We start from the raw sequence: 18,064 nt of genomic DNA, 5'->3' as shown, positions 1-18,064 counted from the left end.
TTAATAGGAGTAGGAGTTACGCAGTTGGGTGAAGGATGTGGATGGGATTGGCCAGGTAACTTCGTATCGCCTCGCGAATGATGCTTGTCTTGGACTCGTACCAGCTCACCCCCGTCCGCAAGCGGTATGCCTCCAGCCTGAGGAAAGCCCGCAGGGCCAGCAGCAGGTGGCCTAAGACCGAAACCTTCTTCCTCACCTGGGCCCGCTCCACCCCGCAACACCCCTTGAGGCCCCGGTGGTAGACCTCTATACCCCATCCCGCCCGCTCCAGCTCCCCCCGTTGCTCCTCGCGCATCCCCAGGTCGTTGGTCGCCCAGTACTCCGCGTCCCCGTCTTTTGAAACCGTCCGGAACACCCTGACCAAACCAAAACCCTTCAGGTGCACCACCCTCCCCGCCGGGGGTATCTCTACCTCGCTCACCGGCCGCAGCCCCGCCCCCTCAGGGTTCACCAGGCGGTTCCCCTTCAGCCGGGTGAGGAAGCGCCAGCCCAGGCCAGCAATCCCCTTCAGGTTCTCCAGCGAAGCGTACCAGCTATCCATCAGCACGTACGCCGGGGCAAAGCCCCGTCCCTTGGCCACCCGCAGCATCTCCAGAAAGTGCGCGTTCTTGCTCGGGCCCCCCGAAGGCTTGTCGTAGACCCGGAAGTCGCAGGGGACGATCCCCTCTCGGGACGGGCTGTGCCCGTGCACCAGGGAGATGAGAGCCTGGCCCTCCGTCCACAGCAGGGTCATGAGGGCGATCCCCTTGACCACCCGCTGGTGCTTGCCGCTCCAGTGGTAGGTCACCAACTCCATCCGCCGGGCGTAGGGTTTATCCAGGGTGGTATCGTCCAGCACCAAAAGCCCTCGGGTGGGCTCCACCAAGGCCCTGGCCTCCTGCCACAGCGCCTCCGTGTCGGGAGGCTGTCGCTGGAGCAGACGGGTGAAGGCATCGTGGGCTGGAGCCTCTGGTTGGCAGCGGGCGGCTTCGCTGCAGGTAAAGACCCTCTGGGCAGCGATGAGGAAGTGGATGTAGTCCAGGTCGTTGCACTTTGGTGGGTTCATAGCAGCTAATCCCTCTTAGTCTGTGTGCTTTGCAGAAAAGGGTAGCCGAGGAGAGGGGAGGAAGGCAACTGCGTAACTCCTACTTAATTGACTCAAAACTTGCACCTATACTTCCGGCTTCAGGTTTATGCGGGGGAACCACTTGAAAGGGGCTGCCGGTTTCCCGTCAGATGACGGGTGCCATGACCCGAGCAGCCCAAGCCTTACTCTCCCGCATCCTGGCCTCGCGGAAGAACAGGGTGGAAACGGTCTGGAACTGGGCTCTGAGGGTTGACAGAGCAACGGATGGTCGAGCTCGCCCGGTTATTAGGCCGGTTACAGTGGTACGGATCTGTAGCGCGAAGAAGCCCGCCGAGCTCTTGCTAAAGCGGTAGACCCCCTTGAGCCCAGCAGTAATGTCCCCTGCCCCGCCAGTGGTCACGTCCAGCGCGAGACCTGCCCCGGCCAGGAAGGCGATCACGGGGTCAACTCCTCTTCCGCTGGCCCGGTTGTAAAGCTGCTCCAGCAGATCCACCGAGTCGCCGATGACCGGCACGAAGCCCAGGATCAGCCGGGCAACGTCGCCAAAAATGTGTGTTTTGCAATAAGTAGTACGCTTAGCCTGAGAATAGCTCGGGGTGACTCTCCACGCCTTCATGGCGTATGTCAACTTCTAACGACTCAGTTCGACCAAGTCGTACAGCCCATATATACTCGCGCCAAATGCTCATGGCCCTCAGTAACTCCCAAGGCTTGATTCTTAGGGAGTTGCCCTCAGGACTGGAGAATACATTAGTAATTATCACGTCTCCATCATCGCTATGGAGCATATGAGCGTTGCCAATGCCCGTCTCTTTCCTGCCGGTCGGTTCCTCAAAAATAGCGTATATGAAGTCGTCCCATCCACCCTCTGCTATGAGCGCACCCAACCCAGTCGTCACCTCCGCCGTCAGGAAACTGCACAAATGGCATGAACCGTTGCCTGGGTCTAGGGCTTCAACGTCCGGATTCCAGTTGAGATTTTGGTTGAGGAAGAAACGGTATCTCATTGGATTATGGGAAAAGCGGTGTTGATCAAGTCTTTTGTGCCGTCAAGTAAGTAACCTCTGACTTGAGTCCCTCTTGCCGAGATCCCTGTCCACTCGGCGGACCCCGGCTTGAATGTCGCGTTCTGAAACGCTGACAGTATATCGTCGAAGACCTCCTGGGGCGTCCATGAATCGGGCCACATGCTGGATACAGGGCCTTTCGCGACCCACTGGCGCGTTGTGGGGTTAAAAACGCTGACTTTGGCACGGTAGAACCCTTTGGCGTTCGGTGGGTCGACAACTTGATCTATTCTAGCTTTCCCCATAGCTAGTGTACCGTCGCCAAAGTAGTGGAAACCAACAGCCTTGCCCTTTTTATTAATCTCGCCCTCGAATATGTGGGCGATGTTTACCTTGTCACAGAACACCGCGCTTGCTGCCTGGACGCCCGACGGTGAGACGGCTCCCCGGACGCAGCTTAGCACCACATCTGTGAACACCAGTTGGAGTACGGTGTTGGGTGTTTTAGGCTTTGCTATCGTGAGGGTCTCGTCTACCCTACTTAACGCAGATTCAGGGGTGAGACCTCCCGCGACCCTAACGCTAGTGGCTATCTTGTCGTAGCGTCTCAAACAAATGTTATTGAGCGAAAACCCCCCACACCCCCGCGCCCTGGCCAGGTCTACCATTCTGCCGAACCGCTGCCGCAGGCCGTCCACCAGCGCCTGCGGCGAGAGCCGCCCGCGGGTGAACTGGACGAACTGTTCGCGGATGACCAGGGCCACCAGGCCCCCACCCTGCCGGCTGATGGACAGGCTGACGCGGTAGGCGGCCTTGACCCCGGTGGTCACGTCCCCCACCCCGCCGGTGCCCAGGTCTAACGCCAGCCCTGCCGCCGAGAGCACCGCCAGGACGGGGTCTACCTGCCTGCCGGTGGCGGCGTTGTAGAGCTGCTCCAGGCCGTCCACGGCATCGCCCACGATGGGGATGAAGCCCAGGATCAGCCGTGTGATGTCCCCGGTGGTGCTACGGGCACGGGCGCCCTAGCGCCCGCTGCGGCCCCGGCGGCTAGACACCCGAGCCGTTCAGGTCGTTAAGAACAGAGGCTGGGATTTTGGCCAGGGCCTCGCGCAGCCTGCGCATGGCTGCCTGGTGCCGCTCACCGACTTCGGTGCCCTTGTAGAGCCTGTCCCACATCTCCGAGCGGTACTGCTCCCACTCGGCTTGTGTGCCGGGCTGAGTGATCCAATATCTACCCTCGCCCAACTCTTTGCAAAAGTATAGCCCGTTGCTCTTCGCGCCTAAGTCGAACTCGCCTTTTATCGCACGGCTGAGCGGTAACCCAACGATAAGTGGGTTCTTACTTTCTTGCCACACGGGCAGAGAAGGTATGTACCAAGGCCTTCCGGTGAGCCAATCCGTGTCAGGAGGGAGAGGAGTCCAGTCGCTTTCCAACCAGCCGTATACAGGGCCGAGGATTTCCACAATGTCGGTGATGAAACCTAAACTAGGGTGATCAATAGGAATGAAATCCTGATTCTTCTCAGACGGGTACGCTAGATCCAAAACCAAGTAGCCGCTATCCAGTAGCGGTGGGTGTTGTGACCAGGGACTAAATGACAATGTGAGGATTCCCTCTTCTCTCTTACCACGGTAAAGATTTACCTTGGCCAGCGTGTCCCTAACCGAATAATCTTTTCTTCGCACCAGATCATGTGCTAGTGGCCGGATTTTAGCAAAAAGTTCTGCAAAATCATCTAGTGGTATTGCGTCAATGTGGTATTCGATGTCATTGGTTTTAGGGAAGGTAGGGTCGTTGGCCCATATGCCCTCAAGTTCCTCGTAGGTGTAGCCCAATTCAAACTTTCTGAGTTGGGCTACACGTGTTAGAAAAAACCTTTCTGGTACCGCCAAGTTGATAGAACAGGTAAAACTCATCCTGATCACCTAGGAGTGAGGTTGACCGTGTACTAGCTAGTTGCGAACATTTCCTGCTCCATCAATCACGTCTATCCCTTTGCTTCTTAAGTTCCTGAGGAACTGCGGGTCGTGCAGCTTGGCTTCTACAGTAACGAGCGTTGCAGGTCGTTTCCCCAGAGCGTTTGCAGCATCAATCAAGTTCTGTTCCTGAGACCTACTCACCCCTCTCCCTCCTGCCTTAATTTCTACTACACGATCCACTCCGTCCCTACCCGTACCAAAGAAGTCTACTTCTACTTCCCTGCCATCAGTAAGTCTAACCTTAGCAGTCGGGAAGCTAAGATTGATCCAGCCTGCATTTCTCAGTAAGTCACCGCCTCGGGCCTCGCTGATGACTCCTCGAATTCCATCTGCTGTTTGCCGCCGACTTGCCTCGATGACAAGTTTTTCGGCACCCGTTATATACCCACCCCCGCCGTCGGCAGGCGAGCAGCACACGCGGATCAGGGCCTGCTGTAGGTCGGCTGCGGACACCCTTGCGTCGCTTGTGCCCGTTATACCCGGCCCGCCCCCCACTTTGCGGGGTGGACTGCGAGGTGCGAGCGTCGTAGATGGCAGCGCTGGGGTGGGCGGCTTTGCCCTGGAGCATTCGCAGGGTCATGCGCAGATCATGTACCAGGTCTTCGAAGACCCCCCGGTTCATCCATCGGTAGGCTTGCGCCTGAACGATATGGGGGGGTGGGAAGTCGTGGGGGAGGTAGTCCCATTGAGCACCGATTCGAACCATCCAACGCAGGGCGTTGAACACTTCGCGCAGGTCGTACTTGCGCTGGGGAGCCTCTAGCGGAGCGAGGGTCAAATAGGGCAGCACCAGGGCCCACTCCTCATCACTGACGTCCGATGGGTAGGTACGACGGTTCATGATCTAAACATAATCGCATGGCCTGATTTGGGTAAGGTGGTTTGTAGATTATAGGGGTTCTTCTCAACCGCTCTGGTTCAGAAGTTCAGAAACTGAAATGTTTTGCAATGCTTCTTCAAGATTCCTCTTCGCCTTCGAGTATTTCTCCCCAAGTTCGGTACCAGCATAAACTTCATGCCACCACCCCAGCCGGTGGGTATACCAGTCGTCCACGGTAGCGATTGAGCTGAAAAAGTAAAGGTTTTCGCCCCATCGCTCAAAGCCCGGCACATTCTGACAAAGGTAATCCAGATTGACCTGTCGTTTCAATGCATGAGCCAGTGATTCACCAACTATCTTTGTGTTGCACGGTATCCACCAGGGGCAGCCCTCTGCTGGGGCAGCTCCCAGCTCAGGGTAATCCTCTAAAATATACCTGGGGTTCGGAACCCATTCACCTTCTATGTAACCGTACAATGGCTGAAGAATTTGAGTAACCTCCCGCAAAAACAAAACCATTTGGTGGTCACGGGGGATGAAATCTTGGCTTTTATCCAACTTGATACCCACAAATAGCATCAGGTATTCGCCGCTAAAAGTAAGTTGAAACGCTCTTTGGGCCACCGTGGACATAGCCAGAACCAATATGCCTTCCTCCGGATTGCGGCAGAGATAGAACTTGGCCATGTTTTCAGGTCGTTCCTCGTCGTCCAGTGATTCCTTTTGAATACGCTCCAAGAACTTCGGGAAGTCGGTTACTATATCCCTAATAGGAGTGTTCTTCACGTAAGAAAAAGGATCGGGGGCGAAGACTTGAAACTGCTCCCGCAGTACGCGTTCAGTGTGGGGGTTCACCTCGTAAGGCAAGAGTTGAAGTAAATACTCAGGTAATTTGCTTTTTGAGACGAAATATACCAAATCGTAAAACATGCCCACGTCGCCAATCCTCAGTTCACAAGTTCGCCGCTCGGGTCAAGAACATCTACACCCACCCTCTTGAGTTTCTCAAGTTGCCCCCTGGAGAGCCGTTCCATGGTCATCACAGTAAATCTTCTGCCAGTCTGCTGTGCAATTTGTTTATACCTAAGTATCTGTTCATCATCAGGAATTCTGCTTCCATCTTTCACTTCAACAATACGTCGAATCCCCGTACTATCTGTTGCCAGCAAATCGACTTGAACACCGTCAATTGGGTCTGGGTACTCTAGCTCGGAGAACCCCCTACCTCGTAACACATCACCTGCTCTAGCCTCCCCAACGATCTCTCTAACATTTTTGGGTTGTGCCGCGGAGTTGTTAGCTAACCGCCGGGTTTTCTCAAGAAGTCGTTCAGCTCCGCGGATATATCCACCACCACCATCTGACACAGAGCAGCATACTCGGTCGTGTCAAGATTTATGTGTAGCAGTCTGTGTAGAGGGGAAGTACCGCTCCTTCAGCATCTGTTCTAGCATCTCCTTTGCCTCGGCAAAGCCTCTGAGTGTACGCTCTGTCCATTTGCCCTCCTGCCTTTCGCTCTCCAGATACAGCACTTTGAACACCGCCTCCGTTGTAGGAAACTTGTGATCCCGTACCTTGGTACTGCGTCTTATCTCCCGGATAAACCGTTCCATCGGATTGGTGCTCCGAAGGTAGGGCCACAGCACCTTGGGATAGCCATAGAACCGCAGCAGCGCCGCGGAGTCCTCCCACCAACCGCTCACCAGCCGCGGGTACCTCGACCCCCAGGTTCGCCGCAGCCGCTCCAGGCCTTCCAGGGCTTCCTGTCGGCTTTCCGCCCGGTACACCCCGCGTAGATGCTCGGCCACCGCCCCCCGATCCCGTGCACGCACCTGTGCCAGGCTGGAGCGCACCATGTGCACCACGCAGCGCTGCCATTCGGCGCCGGGGTAGACCCTTTGGATGGCCGCCTCCATGCCGGGAAGGCCATCGGTCACGAAGAGCAAGACCCGCCGTAGGCCCCTTTGCCACAAGCCCTTCAACACCTCCTCCCAGGCCAGAGCGCTCTCTGCGGGCAGGAGCCAGAAGCCCAGCACCTGCCGCTCCCCGCTGGGGGTGATGCCCAGCGCCACATACACCGCCTCTTGCTGAACCCCCAGGTCGTCCCGCATGACCCTCAGAAACAGACCGTCCAGGTAGACCACGGCCAGTTCCTCCGGCAAAGGCCGCTGGCGGTACTGCTCCGCCGCCCGCAAGACCTGGTCGGTCAGGCTGCTAAGGGTCTCGTGGGTATAGCGGTGCCCCAGCAACAGGCTCAGCACCTCCGCCGCTTTGCGCTGCGTCACCCCGGCGGCATACAGGGCCACGGCCACCTCCCCCACGTCCACCAGGCGCCGGGCATAAGGTTCCAGGAAGCTGGGATAGTAGCACCCCTCGCGATCCCTGGGCATCTGGAGGTTCACTGAACCAAAGCGGGTCGAAAGCCGCCTGGGGTAGTAGCCGTTTTTGCGTCCTCCGTGTTCCCGCAAGAAGGCCTCCCGGTCGGCGTCCAGCAGAATCTGCAAGACCTCGGTGGCTGTTTCCCTTACCGCTTCGCGCAAAATCATCTGTAGGGTATCCTGATCCATGGGGTACCTCCTTGTTGATTGCGGTACCCCCTCTTTTTACACAAACCCCTACACATAATTCCTTACACGACCGCATACTCGGATAAGCGCCGACGACAGTTCTGTTGCGGAATATTTCACACGGAAGGCGGTTTGAGCAATTTGCTGCACGATTTGAAGAATCTCGGTGGGGTTACAAGCTAGTGTGGTAACTGTTGCGGTGATAGGACACACCGGAGTGTTTCTCAAACCCCTACCTAAACGGTCGGCACTAACAACACCTCTCCAGCCCTCGCGGAAGAACAGGGTGGAAACGGTCTGGAACTGGGCTCTGAGGGTTGACAGAGCAACGGATGGTCGAGCCCGCCCGGTTATTAGGCCGGTTACAGTGGTACGGATCTGTAGCGCGAAGAAGCCCGCCGAGCTCTTGCTAAAGCGGTAGACCCCCTTGAGCCCAGCAGTAATGTCCCCTGCCCCGCCAGTGGTCACGTCCAGCGCGAGACCTGCCCCGGCCAGGAAGGCGATCACGGGGTCAACTCCTCTTCCGCTGGCCCGGTTGTAAAGCTGCTCCAGCAAATCTACGCTATCTCCAATAATCGGGATGAAGCCCAGGATCAGCCGTGCGATCTCACCGGCGCTGCTCTGGGCCCGCAGGCCCTGGCTGTTTGGTACTAAAGCACTCGGCTAGCCGCTTACGAACCTATGCAAGTGGTGGTAGGCCGTACCAAATGCCCCCCTCCAGCAAGCCTCACCTGTACCGCTCGGGGTCATAGTTGAGGAGCAGGTCGTAGAGCGCTTGAACCCCCTCCAAGATGACCGGATGACGCTCACCCCAACGGGCCTTGCCCTCCGGGGAGTCAATGTAGCGCACCAGGTCGCCCACCGCCTCGGTGAAGGCTTTGATGGCCGCATCGCCGTGTTCGTGTAACTCAAGGTTTCTATACCACAGCGAGTTCTCAATAGCCTTGGCAAACTCGGGTAGGGCCTGCACGCTGGGGTGGGTCAGGGCATACTCGCAGATCACGTCGTACATGCCGCCAGCCCCGAACCAACCAGGGCCATTTTCGTACAGAATGATGGTAGCCATGGCTCGATACCCAGGCCCGCCGCGTCCCGCGCTACTTGGTAGGGACGATCAGAACCCTCGGGGGGATAACGCGCGGGCTGGTGGTGCCGAAGAACAAGAAGTTGCCCCCGACATGGAACAGGCCGTAGGCCTTCACCGGCTTGGTTCGTATCCACTGGCCGGATGCCTTGGGTGGGGGGGCATCCTCCAGGGCGGGGAAGAAGTTGAACTCCTCCATAAACTGCCCGATGAAGACGAAGTGCCCCCCCATGTATTCAATCTCTTCGATCGGCCGTGGATCGTCTATCCAGAAGGGCTTCCCGCCCAGCTTGGTCTCGTAGTGGCGGTTGTTGACCCGCAGCTTCTCGAAGCGAATCTCCTCGAACTTCAGAAGCTGCCGGGCCTCGGTGCGCATCCGCGCGGTGGGGCTGTCCGCGGGGTAGAGGATGATCCGGTAGTCTGTCTCCAGCCTATCTAGGTAGCCATCGGGGAGGACATCAGGCGCGGTGTAATGTCCTCTCGGGGAGGGGTCGTATTTATCGAAGCAACTGGAGCAACTGAAAACGCACATCACCCAGCCGTGCCAGAGGTGCTTTTCCGGGAAGGCCACCTGGAAGAAGAAGGTTTGCTCGTCCCCACACCTTTGGCAGCGCGGCAGCTCCAGCTCGGCCGGCATCCGGGGCACACCACCCCGGAAGGAGATGTCGGCCTCGGTCTGCGGGCGGGTGGGGCCTGGAACCAGTTTGTAGGAGACTTTGGACAAAAGCGGTTCCATCTCTTTTCCTTCCCTAGCGCTGACCCCGCGTGGTGGGGTTGATGAAAGTAAAGCTGGTGCCGTAGTCAGGAAGCGAGATCGGCGTCCCGTCTATTTTAGTATACGTGTAGGTGATCCTGCTGGGCCGCAGGGCCGAAGGGCTTCCTTCGTAGTCGAACCTGACTACTGAATTTGTGGCAAATCAATGATAAACTCTCGACCCAAACCACCCAGTAAGAACTCCCTCCAGAACAACAATGCTTTGATGTACGCAAAGTGGCTAATCTCAAAACGCCAAGGCTCTCCCGAGGGTGATTGACCAACGAAATCTATGTCACCCTCTAGATAAATCAGGTCCTTAAGGACTAAACGTGTAAAAAACCTATGTGGATCATAATCCTTGTACTGGGTCTCTAATCCCTTTGCTACTTTCATTAGTAGAGTAATTTCAGCGTAAATATACTCAGCAGTTCTCTGGTTCCCCTCTGCAACTTTGCTGACTCCTTCCATTGATATAACCGACTTGAGCAAAGATGCAAGGAGAAATGAAGAGGGGTAACCAACGACCTCACAAGTCGGCTCCGGGGAACCGTGCTCACCAAAACTTTGATAGAAAAACCGCAATATCATGGCAGAACTGGCAAGTTGTCAAGAACCGGGTACGCCGTATTGATGTCGGGTTTGGAGTTTACTACCGTTCCAGGCACTATATAGCCTTCAATCAGTGTTCCACGAGATGAGGTGCCCCTCCATTTTCCCGACCTACCATCCACTACAACGGAGTTATTGAAGGCCGTCACGATGTCGTCAAAAACTTCTTGCGGTGTCCAAGAGTCTGGCCACATTGAAGAAGCATACTGCAGGTTCGAGCCAGATTTTGTGGTTTGTCGATTTGGTTTATCCCATTCTCGTCCTGTGCGAGGGTCTCGCAATCGCACCTTGGCAGCGTAAAAACCACCTTGATACCGCTCAACTACTGCCGTAACTCGTGCCCTATTTGCGGCAAGAGTGCCGTCACCAAAATAGTGAAAACCTACGATCCTAGGATTATCAATGCTGCCTTTAATCTCACCTTCGAAAATGTGTGCTATGTTCACTCCGTCGCAGAATACAGACTGTGATGTTACTTTCTGGCCAACTGCTTGCCGAGTGCAAGTTAGGCGTACATTGGCATAACTCAGTTGAAAGGGTGCATAATTGGTTTTTGTACGAGCAACTTCAAGTGACGAGTCAACTCTACTCAGTGCAGTCGAGGGGCTTATGTTCTGCTGACCCTTAACAACAGTTGCTATTCGGTCATACTTTTTCAGGCATACATTATTGAGCGAGAACCCCCCACACCCCCGCGCCCTGGCCAGGTCTACCATTCTGCCGAACCGCTGCCGCAGGCCGTCCACCAGCGCCTGCGGCGAGAGCCGCCCGCGGGTGAACTGGACGAACTGTTCGCGGATGACCAGGGCCACCAGGCCCCCGCCCTGCCGGCTGATGGCCAGGCTGACGCGGTAGGCGGCCTTGACCCCAGCGGTCACGTCCCCCACCCCGCCGGTGCCCAGGTCTAACGCCAGCCCTGCCGCCGAGAGCACCGCCAAAACGGGGTCTACCTGCCTGCCGGTGGCGGCGTTGTAGAGCTGCTCCAGGCCGTCCACGGCATCGCCCACGATGGGGATGAAGCCCAGGATCAGCCGGGCGATCTCACCGGCGCTGCTCTGGGCCCGCAGGCCCTGGCCGGATAGCTCCAGGCCGGTCTCGATGGCGTCGCGCAGGTTCTGGTCGTAGAGGCCGACCTCGTCCAGGTTCTTACCAATCAGGATGCGGTTGGTGCGGCTTGGGTAGTCCTCGGGCAGGGTGTAGGGGTAGGCCTCCAGGTTCAGCCCTGCCGGGGCCGCATAGCTGGCGGTGAGCTGGGTGCAGCCCGCGAGGGTGGCGCCGAAGGGGGCGTACTGGTTGTTGGGGCCGCAGGGGTTCTGGGGGTTGCCGGAGAAGAGGGTGAGGGGTCGCAGGTCGAACTGGGTGGTGCCGTCGGCGAAGTTGGCCAGGTTGAGGGCCACCGTCATGCTGGCCCGGCCCCGCACCATCTCGCCGCTGATGGAGAGGATGCGGGGGTCGGCAAAGCGGGCGTAGAAGACCCCCGAGACGTCGCTCAGGAGGTTGCCAGCCTCGTCCACCGCATAGACCGGCAGCTCGAAGAAGACGAAGCCGTTCTGTGAGACCTGGCCAACCCGGATGTTCACCTGGGCCATCAGCTCGGTCTGGCCCCCCACCTGCACCAGGTACTCCTGCACGCTGGGCCCGCTGGGGAACTGGGTATCGGGCAGCACCGAGAGGGTGACCCGCGGCACCCGCAGGCCGGCGAAGGCGGCCAGGTCGCTTTCCAGGGCCACCGTGGCGCCGCTTTGCAGCTGGGCCTGGGTGCGCAGGGGGGTGCGGCCGGCGGGCAGCGGGTTGGGGAAGGCGGGGCGGAAGACCCGGATGCGGGCGGCGGTGTTGGCCTGGGGGTCTACCCCCTCGTAGTCCCAGGCCAGGCCCTGGGGCTGTGGGAGCCCCCGCACCTGCACGCTGGCCGAGCCCAGCCGGAAAAGGTCGCTGGTGCTGGGGGCTTCGTGGACAGCGCCCAGGCTGTTCACCCCGCTGTGGAGCACGAAGGGGAAGGGGTTGCTGAGTTCCAGGTTGGCGGCCTGGGCCCGCAGGCTGGGGCCGGGTGCGGTGTTGGGGGCCAGGTAGCGGATGCGGCTGCGCTGGGTGCGGCGGTTGAGTTCGGCCTCCAGCGAGAGGGCCTGGAGGGCCCGGTCGGGCCGGGGGCGCACGCGCAGCTTGGAGGTTTGCGCGCCCGCAAAGGGGTTGGGCGCGGCCGGGCTGGCAACGGCCGACTGTCCCTGCAACCCCCCGCTGTAACCGGCCTCGACCCGGGTGGCCGGGCTACCGGGGGCGTACTGGGTGCCCAGGGTGACCACCGCCTCCTCCTGGTCGGTCTGGCCGAAGCGGTCGCGCACCGTGAGGGTAATGGGGTAGCGCCCATTGCCGCTGTAGGTTTTGCTGACCTCGGCCCCGGTGGCGCTGGTGCCGTCGCCAAAGTCCCAGGTGTAGGTCAGGGGGCCCTCCCCTTCGGAGGCTGCCGCGCTGAAGATGAAGCTGGTGGGGCCGGTCTGGAAGCCCTGGATGTCGGCGATGGGCACCTCGGCGATGCGGTTGATGCGGGTCTGCTCGACGGCCACCACCCGGCGCTCGCTGCTCTGGCGGCCCAGGCCGGTGGGGCTGGGCTCCTCGTAGATGACCAGGGTCAGGCCGTAGAAGCCCAGGTTCTCAAAGGTTCGCTCCACCCGGGGGCCGTTCAGCACCGCACCGTCGCTGAAGCGCCACTCGTAGGTATGGCCGCTCAGCGGGTACTGCACATCGAAGGCCAGCGGGAAGGGGTCGGCCAGGGCCCGGAACTCCGGCATGGCGTGGATGCTGGGGAGCTGGGCCACCTGCTGCTGGAAGGTGGCGGTCTGGCCGTCGGGCGCGGTGGCGGTGAGGGTGATGGTGTAGTAACCCGGCTGGCGGTACTCGTGGTAGACGGTCTCGCCGGTGGCGGTGGTGCCGTCGCCCAGTTCCCAGCTATAGCTCACCCCCTCCTCGCCCCCCTCAGCGGCCAGGTTGAAGCCGCTGCCGGCCAAGGCGGTGCGGGCGTTCAGGCTGATGCCGGTGGGCAGGGGGGAGCCGCCGCTCTCGGGCACCCCCAACTGCAGATCGTCGAAGCGGCAGCCCTCCGGCCCGGCCAGGTAGGCCCCCAGCCAGGTGGTGCCGCTGGGGAAGGTGACCTCGGTGTAGACCTCCTGCCAGTCCAGGGCCCGGTAGTGTACGGGCTGGTCGAAGGTGAGGGCGGTCTCGCTGCCCCCTTGCAGGCCCAGGGTGCAGGCCTGGGCGTTGGGGTTGCGCAAAAAGCCCCGCAAGACCAGCCGCTCCCCAGGGGTTAATCCCGTGAGGGGGACGATCTGGTAGACCCAGCTCCAGGCCTGGTAGGCCAGGGCCTGGCCGCTCTGCCCCTCGGCGGGGGTGGTGGCGTTGCCGGTGGCCAGCGTCCAGCCAGTGAGGCCCTGCTCGAAGGCGGGGTTGTTGAGCCGGTTGGAGGCCAGCTCGGGGGCCGGCCCCAGGGGCTGCTTGCTGCCCGCGTAAAGCGAGAGGTCGTCGAAGACGCAGGTCTGGCCCTGGCCCACCAAGTGCAGGGTGTAATCGCCGTCCCTGGGGGGTAGCAGGGCGCCTTCGTAGCGGGCCGAGAAGGGCCCCGGACGCAGGCCGGGCACCTGCCCCGCAAGGGCCAGGCGGGGTTCCAGGCGAGCCAGGGCGGGGCCGCTAAAGCTGGGGTTGGGGTAGAACTGGGCGTTGAGGCCCACCGCGGTGGCGGTGGGGGTGGCCGGACGGGGGGGGCGGGCTACAAGCCAGCAATACCAGCAGGAGCCATGTCCACAGACCGAGCCAATGCCCTTTTTGATGCAGCATAACCAAGCCTCCTGGGTTGCAGGGCGGAAAGAGAGTGCTGCCAGGAGGATACCGGGAAGGTCAAAAAAAAAAACAAGATGGTGCTGGGTGTGTTTACTGAGTATAAATCGTGAGATGGGGAAGGCCTATTTCCTTCCCCCTCGGGGTGGCCCTGAGCTGCTTTCAGCGCGTTGCTTGCAGGTTTGAGTCCACCAGGTGCTCGAGCTCGTCCACCATGCTCGCTAGCACCGCAAACCCCCGCTCCACCGGCTCGGGGCTGTTCATGTCAATCCCGGCGATTTTCAGCGCGTCCAGCGGATAGACCGAGTCGCCGGCCTTGAGGAAGTCCAGGTAGCGCCCCGCAGCGGGTTCGCCCTGCTCGAGCACATCCTTGGCCAGGGCGTTGGCGGCGGCAATGCCGGTGGCGTACTGGTAGACATAAAAGGGGCTGTAGAGGTGGGAGAAGTTCATCCAGCCCGCACCCAGACGCTCCTTGTCCAGCTCCACCTCGCCGCCGTAGCCTTCGGCGAAGAGTTCGGCCAGCCGCTCGATCAGGAAGGGTGCGGTGAGGGCCCCGCCTTTCTCGATGCGCTGGTAGAGCTCGAGCTCGAAACGGGCCAGGGTGGGCATCACGAACAGGTAGCGGTGGAAGTTGCTAAAGGCCTCCTCGAGCACCGCCAGCTTGTACTCGGGCGTCGGGGCCTCGCGCAGGAGCATGGCCCGCACCATGGCCTGGTTGAAGTTGGAGGCCACCTCGGCTACGAACAGGCTGTAGCGGGCGTACACGATGGGCTGGGTCTGCCGGGTGAAGTAGCTGTGCATGGAGTGGCCCAGCTCGTGGGCCAGGGTGCTGAGCGAGAAAAGGTCGTCCGACCAGCTCATGAAGATGTAGGGGAAGGTGCCCTTGAGCCCCGAGGAGAAGGCCCCAGCCTGCTTGCCCTGGTTCTGCCCCCAGTCCACCCAGCGCTCCTCGAACAGGCCCCGGCGCATGGGCTCCACGTACTCCCGCCCCAGGGGTTCCATGCCCCGGCAGATGGTCTCGGCGGCCTCCCAGAAGGTGATTTTGGGGCTTGGCACCAGGGGGGCCGGCGCGTCGTAGATGGGGACGTCGTAGCTTCTGAGCTGGCCGCCCATGGCCTTTTTGCGGATGCGCCAGAAGCGGTGCCAGGTGGGCAGGTGGGCCTGGAAGGTGGCCAGCAGGTTGTCGAAGACGGCTTTGGGGATGTTGTCACCGCAGGTGCGGCTTACCGCCAGGGCCATCTCGAGGCTGCTGGCATAGCCGCGGGTGCGGGCCTGGAAGGCAAAGCTCTTGACGCTACCCTGCAGGGTGGAGGCCAGGGTGTTTTTGAAGGCCAGATGCCCATCGGCATAGGACTCCCAGGCAGCCCGGCGCACCTCGGGGCTCTCGTGCACCAGAAGCTCGCCGATGGTGCTGTGCGAGACCGGGAGGGTCTGGCCCTGGTACTCCACCGGCCTGAACTGCATATCGGCGTTGGTGGCTGCCGCAGCGGTGGCACTGTGCCCGCTCAGGGGGTCGGAAACCGCGGCCAGCACGGTTTCCACCTCGCTGCTGCGCACGTGGGGCCTGCGGGCTTGCAGGGCTTCAAAGTAGTGCCGGTAGACGGCCAAGCCCGGTTCGGCCTGCATGAAAGCCTCGAGGGTCTCTTTGGGCAGGCTCAATAGCTCGGGCTCGAGGTAGGCCCCGGCGGCGGCGAGTTCCGCGACCACGGCGCGGGCCTCGCCCACCATGCGGATGTAATGGGGGTTGGTGCCCTCGGTCGAGAGCTGCAGCGAGGCGTACTGGGCCACCTTCATGGCCCCCAGCATCCGGGTGTAGTAGGTCTCCAGGGCCTGTAGCAGCACCTGCGGCGACTCGGCCAGCCGCCCGGCAAACGGCTTGACCTCCTCTACGCTTTGGGCCGCTTTTTCCAGGGCCGCCCGCCATTCGGCCTCCGAGGCAAACAGGGCTTCCAGGTTCCAGGTCTGTTCTTTGGGCAGTTCGGCGCGTTTGGGTAAGGTACTCATCCAGGGCATTCTAGCTGACCCGCCGGTCAGCTGGCTAGAAACTCCCGGAACCACTTGCCGGAGTCCTTCAGAACGCGCTTCTGGGTGGGGTAGTCCACGTACACCAGCCCAAAGCGGGGCCGGTACCCCTCGGCCCACTCGAAGTTGTCCAGCAGGCTCCAGTAGAAATACCCCTCCACCGGCACCCCCTCCTGTTTGGCCCGTAAGACCTGGGCCAGGTGATCCTGGATGAACCGGATGCGCTGGGGGTCGTGCACCTGCTCGCCCTCGAGTTTGTCGGGGAAGGCCGCCCCGTTCTCCGTAACGATGATGCGTTTCACCCCGTTATAGGCTGCAAATTTCTTGAGTAGGTGATAGATGTTTTCCGGCCAGACCTCCCAGCCCATCTCGGTGAGCTCCCCGCTGCCCCGCTCGGCGTGGGGAATCTCCCGGCCCCAGGTGCCGGGGCTCAGCAGGTCGAAGCGCACCAGCTGGCGGAAGTAGGTCTGTAAGCCGATAAAGTCGAAGTTGAAGGTCAGCCGCTCCATATCGCCCGGACGAATGTACCGCTTGAGCCCCAAGAGAAACGGGGTGGTTTTCCAGGGGTAGCCCAACCCCAGGGCGGGCTCGAGGAACAGCCGGTTGGCGATCACGTCGTAGTTGGCGGCGGCCATGCGGCTCAGCCAGGTGGGGCCTGCCGGCTGCACATAGGAGGCCGAAAAGGTGGTGCCGATCTGGGCATCTGGCACATGGGCCCGCAGAACCCGTCCCCCTTCGGCCTGGGCTAAAGCCGCGTGGTGGACGGCCGGCAAAAAGTTGCCAAAGCCCCTGCGGCCTGGGGCATGGGTGCCTTGCAGGTAGCCCAGCACGGTGAACACCGTGGGTTCGTTCAGCACCATCCAGTGCTTGACCTTGTCGCCAAAGGCCCGGCTGCATACTTCCACATACTCGCTAAACCAGCCCACGATCTCGCGGCTGGTCCAGCCGCCCCTATCCTCCAGCACCTGCGGCAGATCCCAGTGGTACAGGGTCACCCAGGGCTGCAGGCCCAGCTCGAGCGTCCGGTCAATCACCCGATGGTAGAAGTCCAGCCCCTTCTGGTTGACCGGGCCGGTTCCACCGGGCAGAATGCGTGGCCAGGCCAGCGAAAAACGGTGCACCTGCATGTTCATCTCCCGGATAAAGGCGATGTCGTCGTGGTAGCGGTGGTAGAAGTCGCAGGCCACATCGCCGTTCTCGCCGGTTTTGATCTTGCCGGGGGTATGGGAGAAGGTATCCCAGATGGAGGGGCTGCGCCCGTCCTCGTTTACCGCACCCTCAATCTGGTAGGCCGCCGTAGCCACCCCCCACAGAAAGCCAGGGCCAAAGTCACTTTTGCTAAAGGTGGTCATCGCCTCAATCTACCGGAGCTAAGGCTCACTTTTCCACCGCTGCGAGGTTGCCAAATCCTGGGGTTCCCGCGGGAAGTGCCAAGGGTTTTTGAACAGCGAAACTTGGCTGGAGGCTTAGGGGCCAGGCTTCTCAAAGCGGCTCAACCTGTACCAACGCTCCATTGGGGTCGGTAAGGCGCTGGGGGGTTGCGCCTCGTATGGCCATCCGATAAGCCAGCAGGCCAGTCGCATCGGGGGGCGCGGTGCGGCCCCGGGCCCAGAGGTTGATGCCGATGTGGTGGTGGTAGCCGTCGGCGGCCAGGAAACGAGCGCTGGGATAATCCCCCTGCATGAGCTTCATCCCCAGCCCCTCGAAAAAAGCCTGCGCTTCGTCCAGATCGCGCACATGCAGATGAATATGCCCCAGGGTGGTCTGGGGGTCGAGCCCCTGAGCGGCCCTTGCTTCGGCCAGGAGGGCTTCTAGCTCGAGCCGCTCGGAGACCATAGCCAGGCGATTTCCCCGAAAGGGCCATTCGTTTATGGGACGGTCGCGGTAGAGCTCAATCCCATTGCCCTCGGGGTCGGCCAGGTAGATTGCCTCCGAGACGCCATGGTCGGAGGCCCCCTGAAAATGGGGGTAGCGGGCCTCCACCAGCCGCCGGAAGACTGCAGCCAGAGCGGCCCGGCTGGGGAGCAACAGGGCAAAGTGGTACAGCCCCAGGGTGGGCTGGGGGCGCAGTGGAGCACTGGGCTCATGCTGCAAGGTGAGGGTGAAATGGCGGCCTGGCAGGGCCAGCTCGGTCTGCGGCCCCTGGTGCTGGACGAGCTCGAGGCCCAGCAAATCGCGGTAGAAAGCCAGTTGGCGCTCGAGGTTCTGCACCCGCAGGGTCAGGCCGGTGAGGGCCAGGGTTTTTTTCAAGTCTTGTGTCATAGTTGTATGATATACAAAGTGCTATAAAATGCAAAGTATAAGGGGCGAAACACAAAACCGCACTC

General features: G+C 60.6%; 13 protein-coding genes and 1 pseudogene. All 14 read right to left on the bottom strand.

What is annotated here, in order from left to right:
- Positions 1-16 precede the first annotated feature (16 nt).
- The 14 genes and pseudogenes from Q0X18_RS10615 to Q0X18_RS10550 all read right to left on the bottom strand — a co-directional run bounded on the left by Q0X18_RS10615 (position 17) and on the right by Q0X18_RS10550 (position 17,999).
- Entirely contained in the window at positions 17-1,045 is a 1,029-nt protein-coding gene (locus Q0X18_RS10615) for a transposase (protein WP_297562104.1), read from the bottom strand.
- A 166-nt stretch (positions 1,046-1,211) separates the two neighbouring features.
- The gene (locus Q0X18_RS10610) at positions 1,212-1,682 is read right to left on the bottom strand and encodes a hypothetical protein (RefSeq protein WP_297562101.1); all 471 of its coding nucleotides are present in this window, start codon (positions 1,680-1,682) and stop codon (positions 1,212-1,214) included.
- Positions 1,683-2,069: 387 nt separating this feature from the next.
- Entirely contained in the window at positions 2,070-3,032 is a 963-nt protein-coding gene (locus Q0X18_RS10605) for an EndoU domain-containing protein (RefSeq protein ID WP_297562098.1), read from the bottom strand.
- An 88-nt stretch (positions 3,033-3,120) separates the two neighbouring features.
- Positions 3,121-3,990, bottom strand: a complete 870-nt coding sequence (locus Q0X18_RS10600; protein ID WP_297562094.1) for a hypothetical protein — start codon at positions 3,988-3,990, stop codon at positions 3,121-3,123.
- Positions 3,991-4,498: 508 nt separating this feature from the next.
- Positions 4,499-4,894, bottom strand: a pseudogene (locus tag Q0X18_RS10595) (transposase); the annotation flags it as partial.
- 63 nt (positions 4,895-4,957) lie between these two features.
- Positions 4,958-5,803 (bottom strand): hypothetical protein, encoded by an 846-nt coding sequence (locus tag Q0X18_RS10590; protein WP_297562092.1) that lies wholly within the window; start codon positions 5,801-5,803, stop codon positions 4,958-4,960.
- 17 nt (positions 5,804-5,820) lie between these two features.
- A complete protein-coding gene (locus tag Q0X18_RS10585) occupies positions 5,821-6,240 on the bottom strand; it encodes a hypothetical protein (RefSeq protein WP_297562090.1) in 420 nt (139 codons plus the stop codon).
- A gap of 21 nt (positions 6,241-6,261) precedes the next feature.
- Positions 6,262-7,440, bottom strand: a complete 1,179-nt coding sequence (locus tag Q0X18_RS10580) for an IS256 family transposase (protein WP_297559156.1) — start codon at positions 7,438-7,440, stop codon at positions 6,262-6,264.
- A gap of 727 nt (positions 7,441-8,167) precedes the next feature.
- The gene (locus tag Q0X18_RS10575; RefSeq protein WP_297562087.1) at positions 8,168-8,506 is read right to left on the bottom strand and encodes a hypothetical protein; all 339 of its coding nucleotides are present in this window, start codon (positions 8,504-8,506) and stop codon (positions 8,168-8,170) included.
- A 31-nt stretch (positions 8,507-8,537) separates the two neighbouring features.
- The gene (locus Q0X18_RS10570; protein ID WP_297562084.1) at positions 8,538-9,260 is read right to left on the bottom strand and encodes a hypothetical protein; all 723 of its coding nucleotides are present in this window, start codon (positions 9,258-9,260) and stop codon (positions 8,538-8,540) included.
- 605 nt (positions 9,261-9,865) lie between these two features.
- Positions 9,866-13,609: a PKD domain-containing protein gene (locus Q0X18_RS10565; RefSeq protein ID WP_297562081.1), complete on the bottom strand. Its 3,744-nt coding sequence runs from the start codon at positions 13,607-13,609 to the stop codon at positions 9,866-9,868.
- A 268-nt stretch (positions 13,610-13,877) separates the two neighbouring features.
- On the bottom strand, positions 13,878-15,719 hold the full coding sequence (gene pepF, locus Q0X18_RS10560; protein ID WP_297562078.1) for an oligoendopeptidase F: 1,842 nt from the start codon (positions 15,717-15,719) through the stop codon (positions 13,878-13,880).
- Positions 15,720-15,745: 26 nt separating this feature from the next.
- Positions 15,746-17,089: a GH1 family beta-glucosidase gene (locus Q0X18_RS10555; RefSeq protein WP_297562075.1), complete on the bottom strand. Its 1,344-nt coding sequence runs from the start codon at positions 17,087-17,089 to the stop codon at positions 15,746-15,748.
- Positions 17,090-17,219: 130 nt separating this feature from the next.
- Positions 17,220-17,999, bottom strand: coding sequence for a VOC family protein (locus Q0X18_RS10550; protein WP_297562073.1), 780 nt, complete (start codon positions 17,997-17,999; stop codon positions 17,220-17,222).
- Positions 18,000-18,064 lie beyond the last annotated feature (65 nt).

The organism is Meiothermus sp., from assembly GCF_026004075.1.
Classification (GTDB): Bacteria; Deinococcota; Deinococci; order Deinococcales; family Thermaceae; genus Meiothermus.
Note: the sequence above shows the minus strand (reverse complement) of the source record. Positions and strands in the feature narration are given on the sequence as shown.